25 protein-coding genes are annotated in these 24,088 nt (G+C 68.7%); 16 read left to right on the forward strand and 9 right to left on the reverse strand.

From position 1 onward, the window contains the following. Positions 1–157: 157 nt before the first annotated feature. The 7 genes from D620_RS0104990 to D620_RS0105020 all read right to left on the reverse strand — a co-directional run bounded on the left by D620_RS0104990 (position 158) and on the right by D620_RS0105020 (position 6,801). Complete coding sequence (locus tag D620_RS0104990) at positions 158–832, reverse strand: response regulator transcription factor (protein ID WP_017664691.1); 675 nt, start codon at positions 830–832, stop codon at positions 158–160. Positions 833–947: 115 nt separating this feature from the next. Beyond that, positions 948–1,688, reverse strand: a complete 741-nt coding sequence (locus tag D620_RS0104995; RefSeq protein WP_017664692.1) for an SDR family NAD(P)-dependent oxidoreductase — start codon at positions 1,686–1,688, stop codon at positions 948–950. 14 nt (positions 1,689–1,702) lie between these two features. Next, entirely contained in the window at positions 1,703–2,845 is a 1,143-nt protein-coding gene (locus tag D620_RS0105000) for an acyl-CoA dehydrogenase family protein (RefSeq protein WP_017664693.1), read from the reverse strand. 91 nt (positions 2,846–2,936) lie between these two features. After that, a complete protein-coding gene (locus D620_RS0105005; RefSeq protein WP_017664694.1) occupies positions 2,937–3,671 on the reverse strand; it encodes a hypothetical protein in 735 nt (244 codons plus the stop codon). Between the two features lie 38 nt (positions 3,672–3,709). After that, the gene (locus D620_RS0105010) at positions 3,710–4,525 is read right to left on the reverse strand and encodes a ferredoxin--NADP reductase (protein ID WP_017664695.1); all 816 of its coding nucleotides are present in this window, start codon (positions 4,523–4,525) and stop codon (positions 3,710–3,712) included. Positions 4,526–4,657: 132 nt separating this feature from the next. Beyond that, the gene (locus tag D620_RS0105015; protein ID WP_017664696.1) at positions 4,658–5,710 is read right to left on the reverse strand and encodes an extracellular solute-binding protein; all 1,053 of its coding nucleotides are present in this window, start codon (positions 5,708–5,710) and stop codon (positions 4,658–4,660) included. 68 nt (positions 5,711–5,778) lie between these two features. After that, the gene (locus D620_RS0105020) at positions 5,779–6,801 is read right to left on the reverse strand and encodes an ABC transporter ATP-binding protein (RefSeq protein ID WP_033376225.1); all 1,023 of its coding nucleotides are present in this window, start codon (positions 6,799–6,801) and stop codon (positions 5,779–5,781) included. Here D620_RS0105020 and D620_RS0105025 point away from each other — a divergent pair. The 9 genes from D620_RS0105025 (at position 6,801) to D620_RS0105065 (ending at position 14,417) form a co-directional block, all read left to right on the forward strand. After that, positions 6,801–8,492: an ABC transporter permease gene (locus D620_RS0105025; protein ID WP_081596528.1), complete on the forward strand. Its 1,692-nt coding sequence runs from the start codon at positions 6,801–6,803 to the stop codon at positions 8,490–8,492. The genes D620_RS0105020 and D620_RS0105025 overlap by 1 nt on opposite strands. A 69-nt stretch (positions 8,493–8,561) precedes the next feature. Further along, positions 8,562–9,563, forward strand: coding sequence for a magnesium chelatase ATPase subunit I (bchI, locus tag D620_RS0105030; RefSeq protein ID WP_017664699.1), 1,002 nt, complete (start codon positions 8,562–8,564; stop codon positions 9,561–9,563). After that, positions 9,560–11,263, forward strand: a complete 1,704-nt coding sequence (locus D620_RS0105035) for a magnesium chelatase subunit D (protein ID WP_017664700.1) — start codon at positions 9,560–9,562, stop codon at positions 11,261–11,263. The genes bchI and D620_RS0105035 overlap by 4 nt, the downstream gene beginning before the upstream one ends. Continuing rightward, complete coding sequence (gene bchO / locus D620_RS0105040) at positions 11,260–12,150, forward strand: alpha/beta fold hydrolase BchO (RefSeq protein ID WP_017664701.1); 891 nt, start codon at positions 11,260–11,262, stop codon at positions 12,148–12,150. Before D620_RS0105035 ends, bchO begins: the two co-directional genes overlap by 4 nt. Continuing rightward, the gene (locus D620_RS16315; protein WP_017664702.1) at positions 12,147–12,308 is read left to right on the forward strand and encodes a hypothetical protein; all 162 of its coding nucleotides are present in this window, start codon (positions 12,147–12,149) and stop codon (positions 12,306–12,308) included. Before bchO ends, D620_RS16315 begins: the two co-directional genes overlap by 4 nt. Before the next feature lie 79 nt (positions 12,309–12,387). Continuing rightward, on the forward strand, positions 12,388–12,729 hold the full coding sequence (locus D620_RS0105050; protein ID WP_017664703.1) for an ArsR/SmtB family transcription factor: 342 nt from the start codon (positions 12,388–12,390) through the stop codon (positions 12,727–12,729). Continuing rightward, complete coding sequence (locus tag D620_RS0105055; protein WP_017664704.1) at positions 12,726–13,217, forward strand: ArsI/CadI family heavy metal resistance metalloenzyme; 492 nt, start codon at positions 12,726–12,728, stop codon at positions 13,215–13,217. Before D620_RS0105050 ends, D620_RS0105055 begins: the two co-directional genes overlap by 4 nt. Before the next feature lie 22 nt (positions 13,218–13,239). Then, complete coding sequence (locus D620_RS0105060) at positions 13,240–13,731, forward strand: arsenate reductase ArsC (RefSeq protein ID WP_017664705.1); 492 nt, start codon at positions 13,240–13,242, stop codon at positions 13,729–13,731. Beyond that, positions 13,728–14,417 (forward strand): aquaporin, encoded by a 690-nt coding sequence (locus tag D620_RS0105065; RefSeq protein ID WP_017664706.1) that lies wholly within the window; start codon positions 13,728–13,730, stop codon positions 14,415–14,417. Before D620_RS0105060 ends, D620_RS0105065 begins: the two co-directional genes overlap by 4 nt. A gap of 299 nt (positions 14,418–14,716) precedes the next feature. Here D620_RS0105065 and D620_RS0105070 read toward each other — a convergent pair whose 3' ends face one another. After that, entirely contained in the window at positions 14,717–15,532 is an 816-nt protein-coding gene (locus tag D620_RS0105070) for a hypothetical protein (protein ID WP_017664707.1), read from the reverse strand. A gap of 23 nt (positions 15,533–15,555) precedes the next feature. Continuing rightward, complete coding sequence (gene crtD, locus D620_RS0105075) at positions 15,556–17,136, reverse strand: 1-hydroxycarotenoid 3,4-desaturase CrtD (RefSeq protein WP_017664708.1); 1,581 nt, start codon at positions 17,134–17,136, stop codon at positions 15,556–15,558. A gap of 94 nt (positions 17,137–17,230) precedes the next feature. Here crtD and D620_RS0105080 point away from each other — a divergent pair, with 94 nt between their 5' ends. The 7 genes from D620_RS0105080 to pufA all read left to right on the forward strand — a co-directional run bounded on the left by D620_RS0105080 (position 17,231) and on the right by pufA (position 23,997). Then, positions 17,231–18,355: a methyltransferase gene (locus D620_RS0105080; RefSeq protein WP_017664709.1), complete on the forward strand. Its 1,125-nt coding sequence runs from the start codon at positions 17,231–17,233 to the stop codon at positions 18,353–18,355. A gap of 127 nt (positions 18,356–18,482) precedes the next feature. Continuing rightward, on the forward strand, positions 18,483–19,430 hold the full coding sequence (bchC, locus tag D620_RS0105085) for a chlorophyll synthesis pathway protein BchC (RefSeq protein WP_017664710.1): 948 nt from the start codon (positions 18,483–18,485) through the stop codon (positions 19,428–19,430). Further along, positions 19,424–20,419, forward strand: coding sequence for a chlorophyllide a reductase iron protein subunit X (locus D620_RS0105090; RefSeq protein ID WP_017664711.1), 996 nt, complete (start codon positions 19,424–19,426; stop codon positions 20,417–20,419). The genes bchC and D620_RS0105090 overlap by 7 nt, the downstream gene beginning before the upstream one ends. After that, positions 20,416–21,945 carry a chlorophyllide a reductase subunit Y gene (bchY, locus tag D620_RS0105095; protein WP_017664712.1) on the forward strand — a complete coding sequence of 510 codons (1,530 nt, stop codon included), beginning with the start codon at positions 20,416–20,418 and terminating at the stop codon, positions 21,943–21,945. Before D620_RS0105090 ends, bchY begins: the two co-directional genes overlap by 4 nt. After that, positions 21,942–23,387, forward strand: coding sequence for a chlorophyllide a reductase subunit Z (gene bchZ / locus D620_RS0105100; RefSeq protein WP_017664713.1), 1,446 nt, complete (start codon positions 21,942–21,944; stop codon positions 23,385–23,387). The genes bchY and bchZ overlap by 4 nt, the downstream gene beginning before the upstream one ends. A 177-nt stretch (positions 23,388–23,564) precedes the next feature. Beyond that, positions 23,565–23,711 carry a light-harvesting antenna LH1, beta subunit gene (gene pufB / locus D620_RS15955; protein WP_017664714.1) on the forward strand — a complete coding sequence of 49 codons (147 nt, stop codon included), beginning with the start codon at positions 23,565–23,567 and terminating at the stop codon, positions 23,709–23,711. A gap of 97 nt (positions 23,712–23,808) precedes the next feature. Next, a complete protein-coding gene (gene pufA, locus D620_RS0105110) occupies positions 23,809–23,997 on the forward strand; it encodes a light-harvesting antenna LH1, alpha subunit (protein ID WP_017664715.1) in 189 nt (62 codons plus the stop codon). The last annotated feature ends 91 nt before the right edge of the window (positions 23,998–24,088 follow it).

Here is a 24,088-nt window from a genome sequence, read left to right on the forward strand (position 1 = left end):
CCGCAAACGCAAAGGCCGCTCCCTTCGGGGGGCGGCCTTTTGCTTTGGGGGGCATTGCGGGCCGGAGCGTGGCTGCCTTCACAACTTGCCGGCAGAGCGCGGCAGCGAACCCGCAAGCGCGATGGCGCCCGCGCCGAAGCGGCCGCGCTTCGCGTCCTCAGTTCAGATCGAAGACATAGCCCAGCGAGCGCACCGTGCGCAGCGGGTTGCCGCCGCCGGCCGACTTGATCGCCCGCCGGAGCCGGCCGATCCACACATCGACCGTGCGCTCGTCGATCGGCGGTTCGCGCTTGCCGAGGCCGTTGATGAGGTCCTCGCGGGTCAGCACCCGGTTGGGATTTTCGGCGAGGAAGCGCAGCAGGCGGAATTCGTTGGGTCTGAGGACAATCGGCGCCTCGTTCCAGCGCGCCTGCAAGGCCGCCATGTCGATCGTCAGCGCGCCGAGCTCGAACCACCGCGTCGCCTGGCGCTCGACCCCGCGCGATTGCAGCGCCAGCACCCGGTCGAGCACCGCGGTGCGGGTGAGCGGCCCGATCACGTAGTCGTCCGCCCCGGCGCGCAAGGCGCGGCGGCGGTCCTCGGGGTCGTCTTCCTCGAGAACCATGGTGACATGGGCATCGACCGTGCGGGCATCGGCGCGCAGCCGGCGGCACATCTCAAGCCCCGCCAGCTCGGGCATCACCCAGTCGACAAAGGCCCACATCGGCCCCTCGACCAGCCTCCGCGGCCCCTCGGGCCCCAGCCGGTCGAAGGTGAAGCGGCGCTGGTCGTGAACGAAATCCTCAAGGCTTTCGCCCAGTTCGCTCGTCAGGAAGATATTGACGACATCCATATTTCAGCCAGCCCCGTTTTTTGTCGGAGTGGCGCAAGGGTGTGACGCGTTTGTGACTGGTTTTCAGTTGTAGGTAATCGTCCGGGACGAGGCTTGCGGACTGTCCCGGATGAGGTCAGGCGAGCGTCAGCCCGCCGTCGACCACCAGCGTCTGCCCGGTGATGTAGGCCGAGAGCGGCGAGGCGAGGAACAGCGCGGCGCCGGCCATGTCCTCAGGCGTGCCCATGCGCCTCAAGGGGATGCGTTTGAGGCTCGCTTCGAGCCGTTCGGGGTGGTCGGTGGTTACTGAGGTGAGCTTGGTCGGCACCAGCCCCGGGGCAATGCCGTTGACGCGGATGCCGTCCCTCGCCCAGGCCTCGCCCAGCGTCTTGGTGAGGCTCGCCGCGCCTGCTTTCGATGCCGCGTAAGCGGGGGTGCCGATGGTGGATTTGAACGCGGCGACGCTGGAGACGATGATGATCCTGCCCCCGGCCTCCGCCAGCGCGGGGTGGAAGGCGCGGGCGGCGTCCATCACCGAATTGAGGTTGATGTCGATGACCTGATCCCAGCCCTCGCGGGTGAACTCCTGCCGACCGTAGCGCACGGTGCCCTGACACAGCACCAACACATCGAGCGGGCCGAAATCCGCCGCCAAACGCCCCGCCGCCTCGCGGTCGGTCAGATCAAGCTGGCGGTAGTCGAGGCCGGTGAAGTCGGAGTCTTCGGCCTCGAGATAGTCCCCGAAATCGGGCCGCGTGCCGGTGACAGTCACGCTCGCCCCGCGTGCGCCGAAGCCGTGCGCGATGCCGTTCCCGATCCCGCTCGACCCGCCGATGACGAGAACGCGCGCACCGGTGAAGTCGAGGGGGTCGGTCATGGTCAAATGCTCCCTCAGATCGACCGCGAGATCACTTCCTTCATGATCTCGTTGGTGCCGCCGAAAATCCGCGTCACGCGCGCATCGCGCCACAGCCTCGCGATGGCATATTCGTTCATGTAGCCCGCCCCGCCGTGGAGTTGCAGCGCGGTGTCGCAGCATTCCCACTGGAGGTCTGTGTGCCACAGCTTGGCCGCGCTCGCCTCGTCGGTGGTGAGCTCGCCCGCGAGGTGCTTGCGGATCGCCCAGTCGAGGTGCGCCCAGCCCACTTGCAGCTTGGCCTTGAGGTCAGCGAGGGTGAACTTGGTGTTCTGGAACTCGAACACGGTCTTGCCGAAGGCCTTGCGGTCCTTGGTGAACTTCACCGCTTCATCAAACGCCCGCTGCGCCGCGGCCTGCGCGCCGACCGCGATGCCGAGGCGTTCCTGCGGCAACTCTTCCATCAGATGCACAAACCCCATGCCTTCCGCGCCGAGGATATTGGTCATCGGCACGCGGCAATCGTTGAAGAACAGCTCGGAGGTGTCGGCGGCGTGCTGGCCGATCTTGTCGAGATTGCGCCCGCGCTCGAAGCCGGGGGTGTCGGCGTCGACCAGCACGAGGCTGATGCCCTTGGCGCCCTTCTCGGGATCGGTCTTGGCGACCACGATCACGCAATCGGCGTTCTGGCCGTTGGTGATGTAGGTCTTCGAGCCGTTGATGACGAGGTGGTTGCCGTCCTTCTTCGCCGTGGTGCGGATGCCCTGCAGGTCGGAGCCTGCGCCCGGCTCGGTCATGGCGATCGCGGTGATGATGTCGCCGCTGACCATGCCGGGGAGATACTTGGCGCGCTGTTCGGGGTTGCCGAGGCGTTCGAAGTAATTGGCGGTGATATCGTTCTGGAGCGTGAAGCCCGCGGAAGATCCAAGGTAGGAGAGCTCCTCGGTCAGCACGCAATTGAACCCGAAATCGAGGCCGAGGCCGCCGTTTTCTTGCCTGACCGTCATGCACAGCATCCCGGCATCGCCCATCTTCTTCCACACGTCGCGCGGGACGATGCCGTTCGCCTCATGCTCGTCCATGTGCGGGGTCAGGCTTTCCGCGAAGACCTTGCGGACAGTGTCGCGGAAGGCCTCGTGGTCTTCGTTGTAGGCGGTGCGATAGGAGGTCGCGAGCATGGGGGTTCTCTCCGGCAGATGGGTTTTGATTTGCCACGATAGAACAGGGGGCGAGCGCGGGGGTCAAGCGCCAAAAGTGCAAGCGTCCCGGTCAATGCGGGATGAAACCGCGCCAGAATTCCTGCACGGCGGACGACCGGGCGACAGGTTCGAGAAGGATCATCCCCGCATTCGCCATCACCGCCAGCACCGTGGCAGGGTGCCGCAGCTTGCCGAACCGCCACGCGAACAGCAGCGTCAACGCGATGATGATCGCCTGACACAGATACAGCGGCACATCCATCGCGGCCTTGTTTTCCGGCACGAAGCCATAGGCCATGATCCAGACGTTCTGCATCCCCCGGCCGAGCGCGGGCATGATCAGGATGAAGGCGGTCGAGGCCATCCACCAGCCGTGATCCTCGGGCGATTTGCGCGTCACGATCGCCATCCCCACCGCGGCCGCGAAGGCGCTGATCAGCAGCATTTCGCTCTGCATGATCCAGAAGAAGAACCACGGCTCGAACGGCCCCCAATCCTGCGGATTGTCCCGCACGGAGTTGGCAAAGACGATGTCGCGGAACAGCTGCGAGATCGACAGCAGGATCATCGCACCTGCCAGCAACAATCCGAACAGGCCCCATGTCCGGTGCGCAGCGATCTTTCCCTTGGCCACAAACCGGGGCTGGAGGATCAGGAAGGCGTACCAGACGGTCGCGTTCCAGTAATGGACGTGTACGGCCCAGGTGTTGCTGGCGAAGTCACCCCAGTAATCCATGGCAATGCCGAGTTGCATGATCACCATCACGGCGATCATCCAGATCCACAAGGGCCGCAGATTGTCCATGTCCCATCCCCCCGGAGGGACGGGTATCACAAGCAGGCTTACCCCACAAACGCCCGCTCGATCACGAACTGCCCCGGCTTGCTGTTCGCGCCCTCTTCAAACCCGCGGCGTTCCAGATCGGCGGCGTGGTCCTTGATCATCGCCATCGAGCCGCACAGCATCACGCGGTCTTCGTCGGGCACGAAGCGTTGCGGGCCCTTGGACTGTTCGAACAGCCGGCCATCGTCGATCAGCTGCTGGATGCGCCCTTGTGTGCGGAAGCTTTCGCGGGTCACGGTGGGGACGTAGATCATCCGCGCGCGGTCTTCGTCCTCGAGCAGCGGATCGCCTTCGAGCTTCGATTCCAGCAGCTCGCGATAGGCGAGCTCGTTCACATTGCGCACGGAATGCACCACGATCACTTCCTCGAACATCTGGTAGACCTCGGGATCGCGCACGAGGCTCATGAACGGCGCAAGGCCGGTGCCGGTCGAGAGCATGAACAGCCGCTTGCCCGGCAGCAGCGCGTCGGTGACGAGGGTGCCGGTGGGCTTCTTGCCGAGATAGATCGGATCACCCACCTCAATGTGCTGGAGCCGCGAGGTGAGCGGGCCGTCCTGCACCTTGATCGACAGGAACTCCAATTCCTCGGCATAGGACGGCGAGGCGACCGAATAGGCGCGCAGCAGCGGCTTGCCGTTGTCACCGGGCAGCCCGATCATCACGAACTCGCCCGAACGGAAGCGGAAAGCGGCCGGGCGCGTCATCTTGAGGCTGAACAGCCCGTCGCACCAGTGGTGGACATCGGTGATGGTCTCGACCGAGAGCGCGGCGCTTTCGGTGAACTGGTCGCGGGTGAGAGCGGTTTGGGTCACAAGGGGCCTCGAATAGGGGTGCGCGCCGCCCGGCAGGGGCGGTCAGGATGGCGGCGCCAATGAACCAGCCAGCCCCGCGCTTCAAGCTAGATTAGCGATAGGGCGTGAAAGCGGGCCTTCCCTTGTGCTGGATCAATTCCACCCGGCCGCGTTGTAGAGCTCCACCGCGCGGGCCTCGTTCCGGCCGATCTCGGCCGCGGCGAGGGTGTCCGCCTTGAAGGCGCCGAGCTTCCCGACCGCCGAGGTCGGCGCGACGCCGGTTGCGGCGGGATATTCGTTGTTGCCGTTCGCCAGCAATTGCTGGGCCTTGTCCGAGCCGAGATATTCGAGGAGCTTCACCGCGTTCGCGCGGTTGGGGGCGGTCTTGACCAGCCCCGCGCCGCTCATGTTGACATGGGTGCCGGTGGTCGCCTGATTGGGGAAGATGATGCCGATGCTCTCGAGCACCTTGCGCTTTTCCGGCGTGTCGAAGCGGGCGAGGTAATAGGTGTTGACCAGCGCAATGTCGCACTCGCCCGCCGCCACGCTTTCGATGTTCGACATGTCGTTGCCCTCGGGCGGGCGCTGGAAATTGGCGGCGACGCCCTTGGCCCAGGCCGCCGCCCTGGCCTCGCCGTCATGGGCGATCATGCTGGACAGCAGGGCGATGTTGTAGGCGCTGGAGGAGGAGCGCATGCAGATGCGGCCCTTGAACTCCGGCTTGGCGAGGTCCTCGTAGGTCGCAAGGCCCGCGGGCGCGCCCTTGGCCTTGTTGTAGACGATGATCCGCGCACGGGTGGTGAGCGCGAACCAGCGGTTCTGCGGATCGCGCAAGGCGGCGGGGATGCGTGTCGCCAGCACCTGCGATTCCACCGGCGCGAGGAACCCCGCCTGCTCGGCGCGCCACAGCCGGCCGGCATCGACCGTGACGAACAGGTCGGCCTGGCTGTATTCGCCCTCGGCCGCGATCCGCTCGATCAGCGCGTCGGCATCGGCTTCGAGGCGGTTGACCTTGATCCCGCTGGTGCAGGTAAAATCCTCGTAGAGCGCAAGGTCGGTGTCGTAGTGACGCGAGGTGTAGACGTTGACGACGCCCGCAGGCGCGGCGCAGGCGGTCTTGCCCGCGGTGCTCTCGCTCTGCCCTGCGCAAGCGGACAGGGCGGCCAGACTGACGCTGGCGAGGGCGGCGAGGATCAGGTGCTTCATGTGGGGCAGGCTTTCGCGGGAGAAGTTGTTGCGAATGACTTGCAATATTATCGCCCGCCGCGCAAGCCCTATCCGCGCACGAACGCCCGCACGCTCCCGGGATCGGGGATGACACTGTAGGTCCGCGCAGGATCGACCGGCAGTGCGGTCTCGACCGTGATCGCCGCCCCGTCCGCACCGCCCAACAGCACGCGGGCGCGCGGGCCAACCGGGTGGATATCGCGCACCCGCCCGCCGCGCACATCGGCGACCGGCATCAGGCGGTCGGCCTGCACCAGAAGGTCGAGCCGGCTCGCCCCCTCGGGCAGATCGCCCATCAGGCTGACGAAGGGCCATAGCCCGAAGGCGGTGTCGAGGCCTCCTTCGGCGACCATCCCGGGCACCACCTGCGCGCCCGAGAAGATCGCGCCCACCGCCGCCGTGGCGGGGGCTTCGTGCAGTTCCAGCGGCGTGCCGAACTGGACGATGCGGCCCGCCTCCATCACCGCGATCCGGTCGGCAATGTCGAGCGCCTCGGCGGGGTCATGCGTCACCAGCACCACGGTCGATCCCGCCTCGCGCAGCAGAATGCGGCACTCGCGCCGCAAGGACCGGCGCAGCACGATGTCGACGCTGGCGAAGGGCTCGTCCATCAACAGCACCTGCGGCCCCGGCGCCATCGCCCTTGCGAGCGCGGCGCGCTGCTGCTGGCCGCCCGACAATTCATGCGGGAACCGCGCGCCCATGCCCGCAAGCCCCACCCGGGCGAGCCAGCCGTCCGCCTCCCCCGCCTGCTCGCGCGGCAGGCCGAAGGCGACATTGGCGGCAAGCGTCATGTGCGGGAACAGCGCGCCGTCCTGGAACACCAGACCCACCGGGCGCGCCTCGGGCGGAGGATTGCGGTGCATGTCGGCCAGCACCTCGCCGCCCAGCGCGATCTCCCCGTGCTGGACCCGCAACAAGCCCGCCGCGAGGCCCAAAAGCGTTGACTTCCCACAACCCGACGCGCCAAGCAGGCAGGTGATCTCGCCGCCGGGCGCGGTGAAGCTCACATCCTCCAGCGCCCGCACCGCACCGTAAGCATGGGCAATATGACGAAATTCGAGGCTCAATGGCGCTGCCTTCAGTTCTACCGCTAGGCCGCCTTAGGCAAATTGCAGGCGTCCCTGCAAGCAGCGCGGCGCGGGCGGAAGGCTGGACGCTCGCCGCGCTGGTGCTGGCCGGGCTCGCAGGGCTGCCGATTGCCGCGATCCTGTGGTCGGCGAGCGGCGGCGGCGGCGGGGAGGCCATCGGCGCGCTCGCAGGCACGGTGCTGCCCGCCTATATCGCCAACACCGGGCTGCTGATGCTGCTGGCCGGCACGATCGCGGGCGTCACCGGCACCGGCACCGCATGGCTGGTCGCCGCGACACGCTTCCCCGGGCGCGGCGTGCTCGGCTGGGCGCTGGTCCTGCCACTGGCGCTCCCCGCCTATCTTGCCGCCTATATCTACGCCGGCATCCTCGACTTCGCCGGGCCGGTGCAGAGTGCCCTGCGCGGCTGGACCGGCTGGAGCGCGGGCGATTACTGGTTCCCCGACATCCGTTCGCCCGGCGGCGGGGCCTTCGTGCTCGGCTCGGTGCTTTACCCTTACGTCTACCTCCTCGCGCGCACCGCCTTTGCGACCCAGAGCCGCAGCCAGTTCCGCGCGGCCCGCAGCCTCGGCGCAGCGCCCGCCCGCGCCTTCTGGAGAGTGGCGCTCCCCGCCGCGCGCCCCGCCATCGCGGGAGGCCTCGCGCTCGTCCTGATGGAGGTCCTCGCCGATTTCGGCGTTGCCGAATATTTCGCCATCCCCACCTTCTCGACCGGCATCTTCCGCGCGTGGCTGGCGATGGGCGACAAGGCCTCCGCCTTGAAGCTTGCCGCGGTCATGCTGCTGTTCGTGATCGCGCTGGTCGCCTGGGAAGCGCGCACCCGCGCGGCGCGCAGCGACAGCCGGGACGGGCTTGCCGCGCAGCGCAGTGACGAGCCGCTGGTCGACCTCTCCCCCGCAGCCAAGGCGCTCGCCTTGCTCGCCTGCCTGGTGCCGGTGCTGATCGGCTTCCTCATCCCGGCCGGCTATCTGCTCAGCCTCGCCCTCACCCCGATTGCGCAGGCCGCTGCGGGAGACCTCGCCACCTATCTCGGCGGCAGCCTGTGGCTCGGCAGCATCGCCGCCGCAGTCTGCGTGGCGGCCGCGCTGGTGCTCGCCTTCGCCCGCGCGCGCTCGGCCTCGCGGCTGACGGCGGGCGCGATCAGGCTGGCGACGCTCGGCTATGCCCTGCCCGGCGCGCTGCTTGCGGTAGGCCTGCTCGCGCCGCTCGGGGCGTTCGACATCGCGCTGACCCGCTTCGCGCGCGATCAACTGGGCTGGGACGGAGGCCTGCTGCTGACCGGCACCAGCGCGGTGCTGGTCTATGCGCTGGGCGTGCGCTTCATGACGGTCGCCTACAACACGGTCGGCGGAGGCCTTGCGCGCATCCCCCCGGGGCTCGATGCCGCCGCGCGCAGCCTCGGCGCGCGGCCATCGCGCGTGCTGGCGCGGATCTACGCCCCGCTGCTCGCCCCGAGCCTTGGCGGAGCCGCGGCGCTGGTCTTCATCGACACCCTGCGCGAGCTGCCCGCCACCCTGATCCTGCGCCCCTTCAATCTCGAAACCCTTGCCACCCGCACCTATCGTCTCGCGGGCGACGAGCGGCTGGTCGAGGCGGCGATTCCGGCGCTGATCTTGCTCGCGGCGGGGCTGCTCCCTGTTCTCGTGTTGAACCGTCTGGGGAAACGTTAATCAAATCTGTCAGGCCAGCCTGTCACTTTCCCTTGTCCAACGTCACCCAAAGGTTCACAAGCGCGAGCAATGGCACGCTTCCCCTTCTCCGCAATCGTCGGTCAGGACGAGATGAAACAGGCGCTGCTGATCGCGGCGGTGGACCCTGCGATCGGCGGGGTGATGGTGTTCGGCGATCGTGGCACGGGCAAGAGCACCGCGGCGCGCGCGCTCGCGAGCCTGCTCCCACCGATCATGGCGGCGGACGGCTGCCCCTATGGTGCCTCCAAGGAGGATCAGGCGCGCTATCCCGAGGTGTGCGGACGCGGCAAGCTGGTCAAGCGCCCGGTCCCCTTCGTCGACATGCCGCTGGGCGCGACCGAGGACCGGGTGATCGGCTCGCTGGATCTGGAACGCGCGCTGCGCAGCGGCGAGAAGGCGTTCGAGCCCGGGCTGCTGGCCAAGGCGCATCGCGGCTTTCTCTATATCGACGAGATCAACCTTCTGGAGGATCACCTTGTCGACCTGCTGCTCGATGTCGCGGCCTCGGGCGAGAACGTGGTCGAGCGTGAAGGCCTGTCGGTCCGCCACCCGGCCAAGTTCGTGCTGATCGGCAGCGGCAATCCCGAAGAGGGCGAATTGCGCCCGCAGCTGCTCGACCGCTTCGGGCTGTCGGTCGAGGTGCGCACCCCCAAGGATATCGAGACCCGCATCGCCATCATGAAGCTGGTTGCCGAGAACGAGGCTGACCCGGAAGGCTTTGCGGCGCGCTGGGCCGGGGCGGACGAGACGATCCTGGGGCGGGTCGCCAAGGGCAAGGCGCGCCTGCCCAAACTGACCCCGGGCGAAGATGTGCTGCGCGATGCCGCCGAGCTGTGCCTTGCCGTCGGCGCGGACGGCCTGCGCGGTGAGCTGACCCTGATGCGCGCCGCCCGCGCGCTGGCGGCGCTCGAGGGGGCGAAGAAGGTTGGCCGCAAGCACCTTGTTGCCATCGCACCCCTGGCGCTCCGGCACCGCCTCAGGCGCGACGTGCTCGACGAGACGGGCTCCACGGTGCGCATCACCCGGGCGATTGCCGAGCTGTTCGGATGACCTCCCCCGACCCCGCCGACCCGCTGGAAGACGCGGTGCTGGCGGCGCAGCTGTTCGTGCTGGCTCCCGCCACCTTCAAGGGTCTGACCCTGCGCGGCCACAGCCCCGCGCGCGAGGCGCTGGTCGCGGCGCTTGCCGAAGCCATGCCGCTGCGCCGCCTGCCCGGCCATGTCGATGACGAGCGGCTGCTGGGCGGGATCGATCTGGCCGCCAGCCTCTCCGCCGGACAGCCGGTGCGCCAGACCGGGCTGATCGAGGAGGCGCGCGGGGGCGCGCTGGTCGCCGGGATGGCCGAGCGGATGGACGCCGGCATCGCGGGGCGGCTGGCGCAGGCGCTCGATGAGGGCGGCACGGCGCTGGTCCTGCTCGACGATGCCGCGGAAGACGGGGAAGCGCCGCCCGCCAGCCTCACCGAACGCCTCGCCTTCGCCTGCGACCTCACCCGCTCGCGCCGCTGGCAGGGCGTCACGCTCGCCCCGCCCGCTGGCGCGCTCGCCACGGTAGCGCCGCTGGGCGATGACGCCCTGCGGGCGCTCGCCGCCGCGGCCGAGGCGCTGGAGGTGGATGCCCTGCGCGCGCTGATCCTTGCCGGGGAAGCCGCGCGCGGCCTTGCGGCGCTCGAGGGGCGCGCCGCGGCCGGGAAGGACGATCTGGCGGGCGCGGTGCGGCTTGTGCTTGCGCCGCGGGCCACGCGCCTGCCGCCGCAGGAGGCCGCCGCCCCGCCCCCTGATGGCCCTCCCCCTGATGGCCCTCCCCCTGAAGGATCGTCCGACGACCAATCCGACAGCGATCAGCAGCAACAGCCCGAGCCCGACCTGTCCGAAATCCTCGTCGCGGCCGCGAAGGCGGCGATCCCGGCGGGGCTGCTCGAACAGCTCGCAGCTGGCAAGGCCCCGCGCCGCGCGCAGGGCAACGGCACCGGGCAGAAGCGCAAGGCGGCGACGCGCGGCAAGCCGCTCGGCGCAAGGCCGGGGATGCCGCGCGGGGGGCACAAGCTGGCGCTGATCGATTCCCTGAGGGCCGCCGTCCCGTGGCAGGCGGTGCGGCGCAGGGAACAGGGCGGCGATGCAGGCTCTCCGATCATCATGCGCAAGGAAGACCTGCGCATCCGCCGCTTCGAGGCGCGCAGCCAGCGCGTCACGATCTTCGCCGTCGACGCCTCGGGCTCGGCGGCGGCGGCGCGGCTCGCCGAGGCCAAGGGCGCGGTCGAACTGATGCTGGGCCAGGCCTATGTCACCCGCTCGCAGGTCGCGCTGGTCGCCTTCCGGGGGACGAGCGCCGAACTGCTGCTGCCCCCCACCCGCTCGCTCACCCGAGCGCGCCGGACGCTTGCCGAACTGCCCGGCGGAGGCGGCACGCCGCTCGCGCTCGGGCTCGGCGCCGCACGCGAAGTGGCCGAGGCGGTCATCGCCAAGGGCCTGAGCGCGGCACTGGTGATCCTCACCGACGGGCGCGCCAATATCGCCGCCGACGGCTGGCCGGGCCGCCCGCAAGCCGCCAGGGACGCCGAGGCGGCGGCGAAGGCCATCGCCGCGCGGCAGATCGACGCGCTGGTGGTCGACATCTCGGCCCGCCCCGGCCCCGAGGGCGCGGCCCTCGCGCAAGCCTTGGGCGGGCGCTTCCTCGCCCTCCCCCGGGCCGATGCGCGGATGCTCAAGCAGGCGATCGACGCGGTGCAACCCCTCGGCAAGGCGGCATGAGCGCGCTCGACTGGAACCGCGACGGGCTGATCTGGCCGCACCGCGAGGCAAGCCGCTTCGTGCCGGCCGGAGCGGCGCGCTGGCACGTCCAGGTGATGGGGAGCGGGCCGCCTTTGCTGCTGCTCCACGGCACCGGCGCCTCGGTCCATTCGTGGCGCGGCCTGATGCCGCTGCTGGCGCACAGCCACACGGTGATCGCCCCCGATCTTCCCCGCCACGCCTTCACCACCGGGCACGATGCCTATGCGATGAGCCTGCCCGCGATGGCGTGCGAAGTGGCGCGCTTGCTGGCGGCGCTGGACACGCAGCCCGCCGCGATCATCGGCCATTCGGCAGGGGCGGCGATAGCGCTGCAAATCGCGCTGGACCACGGCTGCAAGAGCCCAGTCATCGGCCTCAGTGCCGCCTTGCGCCCCTTTCCGGGCGCCCTCGCGCAGATCTTCCCCGCCATCGCCAAGACGCTGTTCGTCAACCCGCTGGTGCCGCGCATCTTCACCGGCAGCATCGATCTGGTCGGCGGCGCGGAGAAGTTCCTGTGGCGCTCCACCCATTCGCGGATCGATCGCCAGGGGATCGCCTGTTACGCGCGGCTGCTCAAGCACCCCGGCCACGCCGGCGGCGCGCTCGCCATGATGGCGAACTGGGACCTGCCCGCCCTGCGCGAACGGATGGGCGAGGTGCGCAACCGCGTCCTCCTGCTCCACGGCCAGAACGACCCCGCGATCCCCCTCGACTGGGCGAGGGACGCGGCCCGATGGCTTCCCGACGCGCGGCTGGACGTGATGCCCGGCCTCGGCCATCTTGCCCACGAAGAAGCGCCCGAGGCCACCGCGATCCGCATCGCGGCGTTCCTTGCAGCGGCGCAGCAGGAGAGCACTCAGGCATGAACTTCGGCTGGATCGAGATCGGGCTGTTCTACGGCGTCGCTGTCGCCTTCGGGCTGTGGCAATATGTGGCGATGGACAGGAAGCTGAAGCAGACCCGCGCAGAGCGGGCCGCAAAGGACGCGGCCGAGCGCGACGGCACCGATCCGCCCGAGGCCTAGCCAGGCGGCAGCCTGCGCGGATTGACAACCTTCGCCTCGCCCTATATTTCGATAATTATCGAATCATTGGAATAACCAAGTGCAGGCCAACACCGTCATCCGCGCCATGGGCGCCCTTGCGCAGGAACACCGCCTCGCCGCCTTCCGGCTGCTGGTGCAGGCCGGCGCCGAGGGCATGGCCGCCGGGGCGATTGCCGAAAGGCTGGGCCTGCCCGCCTCATCGATGAGCTTCCACCTTGCCCAGCTTGCCCATGCCGGGCTCGTCACCCAGCGGCGCGAAAGCCGCTCGATCATCTACGCGGCCGATTATGCCGCGATGAACGGCCTGATGGCCTACCTCACCGAAAACTGCTGCGGCGGCCTGCCCTGCGAGGATGCCGCCGCCTGCCAGCCTGCCAGACCCGAGGAGACTGCCTTGTGAAGCGCTTCCACCTGCATGTCGGGGTGACCGACCTCGATGCCTCGATCGCCTTCTACACCCACCTGTTCGGCGCCGCGCCCGCCGTGACCAAGGCGGATTACGCCAAGTGGATGCTCGAAGACCCGCGCATCAACTTCGCGATCTCGATGCGCGAGGGCGCTGCAAAGGGCATCGAGCATGTCGGATTGCAGGTCGAAACCGGCGAGGAGCTTGCCGAGGTCTATGCCCGGCTCAAGGCCGCCGACCGCCCGGTGCTGGAAGAGGGCGCGACCACCTGCTGCTATGCCAGGTCCGAAAAGAGCTGGATCGCCGATCCCGACGGCGTGGTGTGGGAAGCCTTCCTGACCAGCGGCGGCAGCACCACCTATGGCGGCAGCCCCGATCTCGACCAGCTGGCCAATGCCGATGCGGCCACCGGGGCCTGCTGCGTGCCGCAGGCCGCTGCCGCTCCGGCCACGCCGGCCGCGACCACCACCGGCTGCTGCTGAACACACATCGCGGGGGCGACACATGAACATTCTGGTGCTGTGCACGGGCAATTCCGCCCGCTCGATCCTTGGCGAGGTGATCCTCGGCCGTCTCGGCGCGGGACGGGTGACCGCCTTCAGCGCGGGGAGCCAGCCCAAGGGCGCGGTCCATCCCGGCGCCCTGCGGCTGCTGGCGGCGCGCGGGATCGATCCTTCCGGCCTCGATTCCAAGAGCTGGAACACCTTTACCGGCCCCGATGCGCCCGTGATCGATCTGGTCATCACGGTGTGCGGCAGCGCGGCGGGCGAGGCCTGCCCGGTCTTCCCCGGCACGCCCCTGCGCGCCCATTGGGGCCTGCCCGATCCGGCGGCGGTGACGGGGGATGACGCGGCGGTCGATGCGGCCTTCGCGCAGACCTGGGACTGGCTGACGATGCGCGCCGAGGCCTTTCTGGCGCTCCCTTTCGAGACGATGGCGCGCGATGCCTTGCAGGCGGAGCTGGGGGCCATCGGCGCGATGGAAGGCGCTGCGTGAACCGCGCGCTGTTTGCCGAGGCCGTGGGGAGCTTCTTCCTGTTTGCGACCGTGGTCGGATCGGGGATCATGGCCGAAAGCCTTGCGGGCGGGAATGTCGCGGTCGCGCTCATTGGCAACACGCTGGCGACAGCGGCGATGCTGTTCGTGCTCATCACCATGCTGGGGCCGGTGTCGGGCGCGCATTTCAATCCGGCGGTGACGCTGGTTTTCGCGCTGCGGCGCGAGATCGGGGCGGGGCTGGCGCTCGGCTTCGTCGCCGCGCAGCTCGTGGGCGGCGTGCTCGGCGTGTGGACCGCGCACCTGATGTTCGATCTGCCGGTGCTGCAAGTCAGCGACACCGCGCGCAGCGGCGCCGGCCAGTGGACGGGCGAGGCGGTGGCGACCTTCGGGCTGGTGCTGACCATCCTCGCCACGATCGAGGCGCGCCGCGAGTGGGTGCCGGCGAGCGTCGCACTGTTCATTGCGGCCGGATACTGGTTCACCTCCTCGACCAGCTTTGCCAACCCCGCGATCACGCTGGCGCGCAGCGTTTCGGACACCTTCGCCGGGATTGCGCCGGGCGACGTGCCGGGCTTTGTCGCGGCGCAGATCGCCGGCGCGCTGGCGGGGCTGGGTGCGGCGCGGCTGCTGTTTCCGGCGGGCGCCGGTGCCGACGCCGGGCAGGACCGGGCAGGCAGCGCCTGACCGGCAGGGCCTGACCGGAAGGGCCCGGGCGCGCCGGCCTTGCGTGCGGGGGGTGCAGGACGAAAAACCGCTTTCCTACAAGGCCTTCGCCTGTCAGCTTGGGCGCATGACCCCTGCATGCCTCTTCCCCCGCCGCGCCGCCACGCATGTTGGTGCGCGTGTTGGTGCGCGTGTTGGCGCGGGGGTTGGCGCGGGGGTTGTGCGGGCGCCTGCGGGCGGTCTGGCAGGGCGCGGGATTTCCGCTCCAGGACAGTGTCTCATGTGTCTCCTACACGCCCGGCGGCCGGGCCGCGCCGGGCTCAGCGGGTGCGGCGCGGCATGCGGTAGGGGAGCATGAACTGGACGAGGCGGCTCGAGAAGCGGCGCATGTCGAGGCTCTCCTGCACCGCCACCACCTCCTCGCCCATGAAGCGCGAGGCGAGTTCGGAGCGGGCGTAGAAGGGGGTGTCCTCCCAGGTGCGGCGCACCTCGGCGACGCCGATGTCGGAACGGGTGCGGCGGGTGATGCCCCACGTGCTCGACGGGAGGGCGGCGATGGGGGGCAGCTCGACCGGCTCGGGCACGCCGTGGCGGTCGAACCTGAGGGCGCTGGCGAAGAGCGAGCCGTCTCCGCGCTCGCCCTCGTAGCACACCAGCGCGCCCGCCTTGAGGTGTGCGCGCGACCAGTGCCAGGTGTTGAAGCCGGTCTCGAGCGGCTCGGCCCCGCGGTTGTGATCGAGGTAGGCCTTGCCGCTCCACCGGCAGGCGGGCGAGGTCATCTCGACCTCGATGCGGGCGCAGGGCGCCAGGCAGTGCCAGATGTGGCTCTGCCGCGGATCGAGGGCGAAGGCGGCGGTGTTGAGCATCTCGGGGTAGACCCGCACCGTGCCCGCGACCTTGCGCTGCCAGGGGACGAACAGGCGGGTGTCACCCTCGATGATGTCGATGGCGAGCGCCCCGCCCTCCCAGCGCACGGTGCTGGGGCCGATGGCGAGGGTGGCGGCGTCGCGCTGGACGGCGCTGTGGCCGCGCTCGGTCATCACCCAGCGGTGCTGGGGGCCGTAGAGCGCGACGTTGAGGCAGGCGTGGTCGAGCGGGTCGTGGCGGCCGGAGCGCTTGTAGTAGGGCGAGAACACCGAGCCCAGAAAGGCGATGATGGTCAGCCCGTGCTGCCCGTCGTCGGAGATGGCATCGACATACCACCAGGTGTAGCCGCCGGCCGGGATCGTCTCGTCGAAGCGAGGTCCTTCGCGATGGCTCTCGCGGCCAGCTGCCCGGACAAGGCTGCCATGGGGACGCCGGCCGCCGGATGGGTCGCCCCGCCCGTGCAGTAGAGCCCGGGCAGCCGGGTCCTGGGCCCCTGCCGCTGGAAGGAGGCCGCCCAGCCGTGCGACGCTCGCCCATAGAGGGCGCCGCCCGTCGCCGGGAAGAGGTGCTCCCAGTCGGTAGGGGTCATGAGCCGATGCGGGAAGGACGGCTCCAGTGTCAGGCCGCAGCGCTCCAGCGTGGCCATCATGGCGCTTGTGCATCGCTCAGTCTCCTCGGGGGTGTAGGTGTGGACGTCGCCGTCGGCCGGGGCGTTGACGATGATCTGGAGCCGCTCGCGGCCCCCAGTCGCAGAGCCGGGCGGCGGCGCGGCATGGTGGTCCGCGCCGCGGTCGATGGCGCAGACGTAGACGGTCGGCTCGCTCGGGGATCGCCCGGCGCCGATCTCGGCGAACTCGCGGGCGTAGTCGCGCGAGAAGAAGACGTTGTGATGGGTCAACCCGGCCCCGCCCGTCCCGGCATGGGCATACCAGACCAGCGCGGAGAGCGAGCGCTTGGCCGGCGGGATCGCGGGGACGGCGCGCCGCGCAGCCGCGCCGAGCCGTCCGGTGGCGAGCGCGGAAGGATCGCCGTTGCAGATGACGGTGTCGGCAGGGATGACCTCGCCCGAGGCCAGCCGGACGCCGCTGGTGCGGCCCCTTGCCGTCAGCACCTCGGCGACCGCAGCGCCGCAGCGCACCCGCGCGCCCTGCCGCTCGGCAAGGCCGGCGAGCGCCCTGGCCAGCGCATGGATCCCGCCCTCGATCAGCCACACCCCGCGCGCTTCCAAGTGCGCGATCAGCATCAGCGTTGCGGGGGCCTTGAACGGCGAGGAACCGCAATAGGTGGCGTAGCGCCCGAACAGCTGCTGCAAGCGCGGATCGGCAAAGTGTTCGCCCAGTGCTGCCCACATGCCATCGAAGGGCCGCATCGCCAGCATCTCGGGCAGCCTCGCCAGCCCCATGTGCCACATCATAGGCAGCGGGGTCGAGGCCTTGTCGCCGTGGAGGAAGGGGTCTTCGAGCACTTCGAAGATCCGCCGCGCCTCGGCCGCGAAGGCGGCATAGCCGCGCGCGGCTGCGGGTCCGGCGAAACTGCCGACCGCAGCGACGCTCGCGTCATGGTCGGAGAAGAGATCGAGATGGCCGCCCGCATCGTCCCACCAGTGGCGGGCGAGCACCTCGGCCTTGCGCACGGTGACATGATCGTCGAGCCGCGCACCGCAGGCGGCGAAGACCTCGTCGAAGACGCCGCGATAGGTGAAGACCGTCGGCCCGCCGTCGATCTCGGCGCCGTCCACCGCGACGCGGCGCGCCTTGCCGCCGACCCAGGCCTCCTTTTCGAGCACGGTCACATCGCACCCGCGCGCGGCAAGCAGCGCGGCGCTCACCAGCCCGCCGATGCCAGCTCCGATGACGACGACTCGCCCGTTCACTGCCCTCGCTCCCGTCGATCCTCGCGATTATCATTGACCTTACGCGGCTTGCTGTCCAATTATTTAGACATATGGCCTGCAAAGCACCCAAGAAGTGAACCGTTGGGCCGCCTTCAGGCTCGGCTATGTGGCGCGCCGCAACCGGGTGTTCGCTTCCCCGCGATTCCAGCACTGGGCCGCCCGCCTGCCGCTGATCCGGTGGATCGCGCGCAGCCGGGCCAAGGGCGCCTTCGATCTGCTCGCTGGGTTTGCCTATTCGCAGGTGCTGCGCGCCTATGTGGAGGGGCGGCTGTTCGACATCCTCAAGGACGGGCCCCTCGGCGCAGGCGCGATCGCTGCGCGGATGGGGCTGCCCGAGGATGCCGCCCTCACCCTGCTGCGCGCCGGCCGCCCGCTGATGCTGTCGGAAGAGCCCGCTCCCGATCACTGGACACTGGGCGAGCAAGGCGCTGTTTTCGCGTCCAATCCCGGTGTACAGGCAATGGTGCGTCACCACCGCCTGCTCTATGCCGATCTCGCCGATCCCCTCGCGTTGCTGCGCGCCGACCGCAAGGAGCCGTCCGCGCTGTCGCGGTACTGGACCTATGCCGGCGCGCTCCAGGGGGTGACCGAAAGGGGCGAGGACACCGCCGAATATTCCGCGCTGATGGCCGCATCGCAGCACTTTGTCGCCGACGAGGTGCTGGCGACCGTGAGCTTCGGCAAGGTCGCAAGACTGCTCGATGTGGGCGGCGGACACGGAGCGTTTCTCCGGCACATCGGCACGGCATGGCCGCATCTGAAGCTCGGCCTGTTCGATCTGCCCGAGGTCGCCGCTAAGGGCGCGCAGCTGCTGGGCGAGGCGTTGGGGCCCGCCCGCGCCACCCCGCATCCCGGAAATTTCTTCAGCGATTCCATACCACAAGGCTATGACATGGTATCGCTTGTCCGGATCCTTCACGATCACGACGATGCCCCGGCGCAGGCGCTGCTTGCCAATATCCACAAGAGCCTTGCCCCCGGCAGCCGCCTGCTGATCGCCGAGCCGATGGCGCGCATTGCGGGCGCCGAGGCGATGGGAGAGGCGTTTTTCGGGCTCTACCTGTGGGCGATGGGCTCCGGCCGCCCCCGCAGCCCTGCCGAGATCATCGCCATGACCCGCGCGGCAGGGTTTGCATCCGCGCGCTTCGTCGCAACGGCGCAGGCCGTCAACGCAAGCGTGATCATCGCCACGGCCTGAGCATAATTTGTCCAAGTTGTTTGACAGTGTGGAACGTAAGGCGTAGCACACAGTCGGGAGAACGTAGCTGCGGGGTTTTCGACTCGGCGTTCGCGCCTCGAATCCACCCCTCAGGGAGACCGAGGACATGAACACACTGGCCGTCATTCTCGAAGCACCGGAGCGCCTCGCTCTCCGGGCGCTTGAGATGAAGCCGGCGGAAGCCTCGGACGTGCTTGTCGAAATCGCCTGGAGCGGGATCAGCACCGGCACCGAAAAGCTCCTCTTTACCGGCCGCATGCCGCCCTTCCCGGGCCTCGGCTATCCGCTGGTGCCGGGTTACGAATCGGTCGGCCGCATCATCGATGCTGGACCCGATGCCCGCGCCAGGATCGGCGACTGGGTCTTCGTTCCGGGAGCAAACTGCTACACCGATGCGCGCGGCCTCTTCGGCGGCACGGCGCGCCGCGTGATAGTGCCGTCGGCGCGGGCGTTGCCGATCCCCGAACACCTCGGCGAAGCCGGGGTGCTCTGTGCCCTCGCGGCGACGGCACTTCACGCGATCAAGGGCGGCTTTGCGCGGCGCGAGGCGCTGCCCGATCTGATTGTCGGCCACGGCGTCCTCGGCCGGTTGCTGGCGCGGCTGACGCTGGCGCTGGGCGGCGCGGCCCCGACCGTGTGGGAAGTGAACCCCGCCCGCCGTTCGGGTGCCACCGGATACGGCGTCATCGATCCTGCCGCCGACGAGCGCCGCGATTACCACGCAATCTATGACGCGAGCGGGGACGCGGGCCTCATCGACGATCTCATCATGCGCCTTTCCAAGGGCGGCGAGATCGTGCTTGCGGGCTTCTATTCCGAACGCGTCAGCTTCGCCTTTCCCGCCGCCTTCATGCGCGAGGCGCATTTCCGTGTCGCCGCCGAATGGCAGCCGGGCGACCTCGCCGAAACGCGGGCGCTGATCGAATGCGGGCGGCTCGACTTGAAGGGTCTCGTCACCAACCGGCGCTCTGCCGCAGAGGCGCTCGACGCCTACCCCCAAGCCTTCAGCGATCCCGATTGCCTGAAGATGGTCCTCGATTGGAGCGAATGCTGATGTCCGTGCTTGATACCCAGGCGGCCAACCTTCGCGACGAGGCAAGCCACGAACCCGATCCGGTCCACACGGGCGAGGTGAAGAGCGAGACGCAGATCATCGCGATCTACGGCAAGGGCGGTAGCGGCAAAAGCTTTGCGCTCGCCAACTTGAGCTACATGATGGCCCAGCAGGGCAAGCGCGTGCTGCTGATCGGCTGCGATCCCAAGAGCGATACCACCAGCCTGCTGTTCGGCGGCAAGGCGACACCTTCGATCATCGAGACTTCGAGCCGCAAGAAACTCGCCGGAGAGGAAGTGCGCATCGAGGATGTGTGCTTCCAGCGCGACGGCGTGTTCGCGATGGAACTGGGCGGCCCCGAAGTCGGCCGCGGCTGCGGCGGGCGCGGGATCATCCACGGATTCGAAACGCTCGAGAAATTGGGCTTCCACGACTGGGGCTTCGATTACGTCCTGCTCGATTTCCTCGGCGACGTGGTGTGCGGCGGCTTCGGCCTGCCGATCGCGCGGGACATGTGCCAGAAGGTGATCGTGGTCGGCTCGAACGACCTGCAATCGCTCTACGTGGCGAACAACGTGTGCCAGGCGGTCGAATATTTCCGCAAGATGGGCGGGAACGTCGGCGTTGCCGGCATGATCGTCAACAAGGATGACGGCACGGGCGAGGCCAAGGCCTTCGCCGAAGCGGTCGGCATTCCGGTGCTCACCGCGATCCCCGCCAACGAGGATATCCGCCGCAAGAGCGCCAATTACCAGATCATCGGCATGCCCGGCGGCGAATGGGCGAGCCTGTTCGAACAGCTCGCCGAAAATGTCGCCACCGCCCCGCCGCTGCGCCCCACCCCGCTCGATCAGGACGGGCTCCTCGGCCTGTTCAGCGCCGATGTGACGGGCGGCAATGTCGAGCTCGTTCCCGCAACCCAGGCCGACATGCGCGGCGGTGCGTTCGAAACCCGCCCGAGCCTCGAAGTGGTCTACGACGAGGCATGAGCGACCACGGCGCCTTTGACGCACCCCGGCGCGCGCCCGACCGGATCGACCTCGATCCGGATGCGGGCGCATGCGCGTCGAAGGACACCATGACCGAGGCCGCCCGCGCCGCCGGCAAGAGCGAGATCCTCGATCAATATGCGGCCGATTACCCCGTCGGCCCGCATGACCAGCCCCAGTCCATGTGCCCCGCCTTCGGGTCGCTGCGGGTGGGCCTCAGGATGCGGCGCACCGCGACCGTGCTCTCGGGCTCGGCCTGCTGCGTCTATGGCCTGACCTTCACCTCGCACTTTTACGGCGCGCGGCGGACGGTGGGCTATGTGCCCTTCTCCAGCGAGACGCTGGTCACTGGCAAGCTGTTCGAGGACATCAAGGAAGCGGTCGAGGGACTCGCCGACCCAGAGAACTACGACGCGATCGTTGTCACCAACCTGTGCGTCCCCACCGCGAGCGGCGTGCCGCTGCGTCTGCTGGGCAAGGCGATCAACGGCGTGCGGATCATCGGCATCGACGTCCCCGGCTTCGGCATCCCGACCCACGCCGAGGCCAAGGACGTGCTCGCCGGCGCGATGCTGCAATATGCGCGCGAGGAAGTGATGGCGGGCCCCGTTGCCGCGCCGCGCGAACGCTCCGACCTGCCGAGCGTTGCTCTCTTGGGCGAGATGTTCCCGGCTGATCCGGTGGTGATCGGCCAGATGCTCGCGCCCCTCGGGCTTGCCGCCGGCCCCGTCGTGCCCACCCGCGAATGGCGCGAGCTTTATGCCGCACTGGATTGCGCCGTGGTCGCCGCGATCCACCCCTTCTATACCGCCTCGATCCGCGAATTCGAAGCCGCGGGCCGCCCGGTGATCGGCTCGGCCCCCGTCGGCGCGGATGGCACCGCGGCCTGGCTGCAAGCGCTCGGCGACACGATGGGCCTGCCGCAGGCCAAGGTCGACGGCGTCAAGAACGCGATGGTCGCCGCCTGCAAGGGCGCGCTGGCGAACATGCCGGTCAAGGGGCGGATCACGGTCTCGGGCTATGAGGGCTCGGAACTGCTGGTCGCCCGCCTGCTGGTCGAAAGCGGCGCGGATGTGCGCTATGTCGGCTCGGCCTGCCCCAAGACGAAGTGGTCGGATGCCGATCGCGAATGGCTCGAAGCGCGCGGTGTCGAGGTGCGTTTCCGCGCCAGCCTCGAACAGGACATCGCCGCGGTCGAGGAATATCGCCCCGATCTCGCCATCGGCACCACGCCGGTGGTGCAGCACGCCAAGGCCAAGGCGATCCCGGCGCTCTATTTCACCAACCTGATCTCCGCGCGCCCGCTGATGGGGCCGGCAGGGGCAGGCAGCCTTGCCACGGTCATCAACGCCGCGATGGGCAACAAGGCGCGCTTCGATGCGATGCGCGATTTCTTCGAAGGCGTGGGCACCGAGCATGCCGCAGGCGTGTGGGAAGACCTCCCCGTCGACCGGCCCAAGTTCCGCAAGAAATATGCGGCCTTGAACGAAGCGGCGCGCAAGGCGTCGGAGGCGGTGGGAACATGACCCTCGTCCTCGATCATGATCGGGCAGGCGGCTATTGGGGCGCCACCTACGTCTTCACCGCGGTGAAGGGGTTGCAGGTGATCATCGACGGCCCGGTGGGCTGCGAGAACCTGCCGGTCACCTCGGTGCTGCACTACACCGACGCCCTGCCCCCGCATGAACTCCCCATCGTCGTCACCGGCCTTGGCGAGGAGGAGCTCGGCAAGACCGGCACCGAAGGCGCGATGAAGCGCGCCTGGCAGGCGCTCGATACCGAACTGCCCGCGGTGGTCGTCACCGGCTCGATCGCCGAGATGATCGGCGGGGGCGTCACCCCCGAAGGCACCAATATCAAGCGCTTCCTGCCGCGCACCATCGACGAGGACCAGTGGCAATCGGCTGACCGCGCGCTGACCTGGCTGTGGACCGAGTTCGGCCCCAAGAAGATGCCCGAGAAGCGCGACCGCCGCGACGGCGAGAAGCCCCGCGTCAACATCATCGGGCCCTCCTACGGCATGTTCAACATGCCCAGCGACCTTGCCGAGATCCGCCGTCTGGTGGAGGGCATCGGCGCAGAGGTCGGCATGGTCTTCCCATTGGGCAGCCACCTCGCCGATATCCGTGACCTGGCGACCGGCGACGCCAATGTCTGCATGTACCGCGAGTTCGGCCGCAACCTGTGCGAAACGCTCGAGCGGCCCTATTTTCAGGCCCCCGTCGGCCTCAGCCAGACCACCAAGTTCCTGCGCGCGCTGGGCGCCGAGCTCGGCCTTGATCCCGAGCCCTTCATCGAGCGCGAGAAGCACACCACCATCAAGCCGCTGTGGGACCTGTGGCGCTCGGTCACGCAGGACTTCTTCGGCACCGCGAGCTTCGGCATCGTTGCCAATGAAACCTACGCGCGCGGCATCCGCCACTTCCTCGAGGACGACATGGGCCTGCCCTGCGCCTTCGCATTCTCGCGCTGTGCGGGGGTGAAGCCGAAGAACGAGGACGTGCGCGCCGCGATCCGCGCCAATCCGCCGCTGGTGATGTTCGGCAGCTATAACGAGCGCATGTACATGGCCGAATGCGGCGCGCGCGGCATGTATATCCCCGCAAGCTTCCCCGGCGCCGCGATCCGCCGTCACACCGGCACGCCCTTCATGGGCTATTCGGGCGCGACCTATCTGGTGCAGGAAGTGTGCAATGCGCTGTTCGATGCGCTGTTCCACATCCTCCCATTGGGGACCGAAATGGACAAGGTCGAGGCCACGCCGCTGCGCGGCGAGGCGCAATTGACCTGGGACAATGACGCCAAGGCCAAGCTCGACCAGCTGGTCGAGGCCCAGCCGGTGCTGATCCGGATTTCCGCCGCCAAGGCCTTGCGCGACGCGGCCGAGCGAACCGCGCGGGCGCGCGGCGAGACCACTGTTACGGCCGACTGTCTTGCCGACAGCCTGCTCGAAGGAACGGGAGCATGACGATGATGCACCCCGCCCTTCACCACCCTTTGTCGCTGCTGCGGGTCATCCCCGCATCGGCACAAGCCCATGCCCCCACCAATAAGGGGGCTCTCCAATCCACGTGGGGGATCACGCGGGGATGCCGACGGGGGCCTTCGGGCTCCCAATCACACCCAACTGAACGGAGACAACCCAATGAATGAACGCATCGGGACTCACCTGACCCCTGAAGAGGCTCAGGAAATCCACAAGGGCTTCATGGGCACCTTCACCATCTACGTGGTGATCGCCCTCGTCGCTCACGCGCTCGTCTGGGCCGACAAGCCCTGGCTGCCGATCTGATCAATAGCCGGTTTGCTGGCGTGATGCCGGGGCGTGTCCCCGCGCATTGACGGCTGTTACCCCGACTATTTTTGCGAAACATTCGAAGGAATTCACCATGTGGAGACTTTGGTTCTACTTTGACATCCGCCGCACCCTCGTGGCGCTGCACGTTGGTCTCGCCGTCCTGGCGTTCACCATCCACTTCATCCTGCTCAGCACCGATCGTTACAACTGGCTCGAAGATGCCAGCGCTGCGCCGGCTGCGGCTGCTGTCACCTCGTCGGAAGCTCCGGCGGCGGGATAGACCTGCGAAATGTGAGGGGGCAGGTTCGCCTGCCTGCCTCCTAACACTCGTCGACAACCTTAGATACCCGCCCTTGCGGCGGGGAGGATGG

The sequence above is a fragment of the Porphyrobacter sp. AAP82 genome (assembly GCF_000331285.1).
GTDB lineage: Bacteria > Pseudomonadota > Alphaproteobacteria > Sphingomonadales > Sphingomonadaceae > Erythrobacter.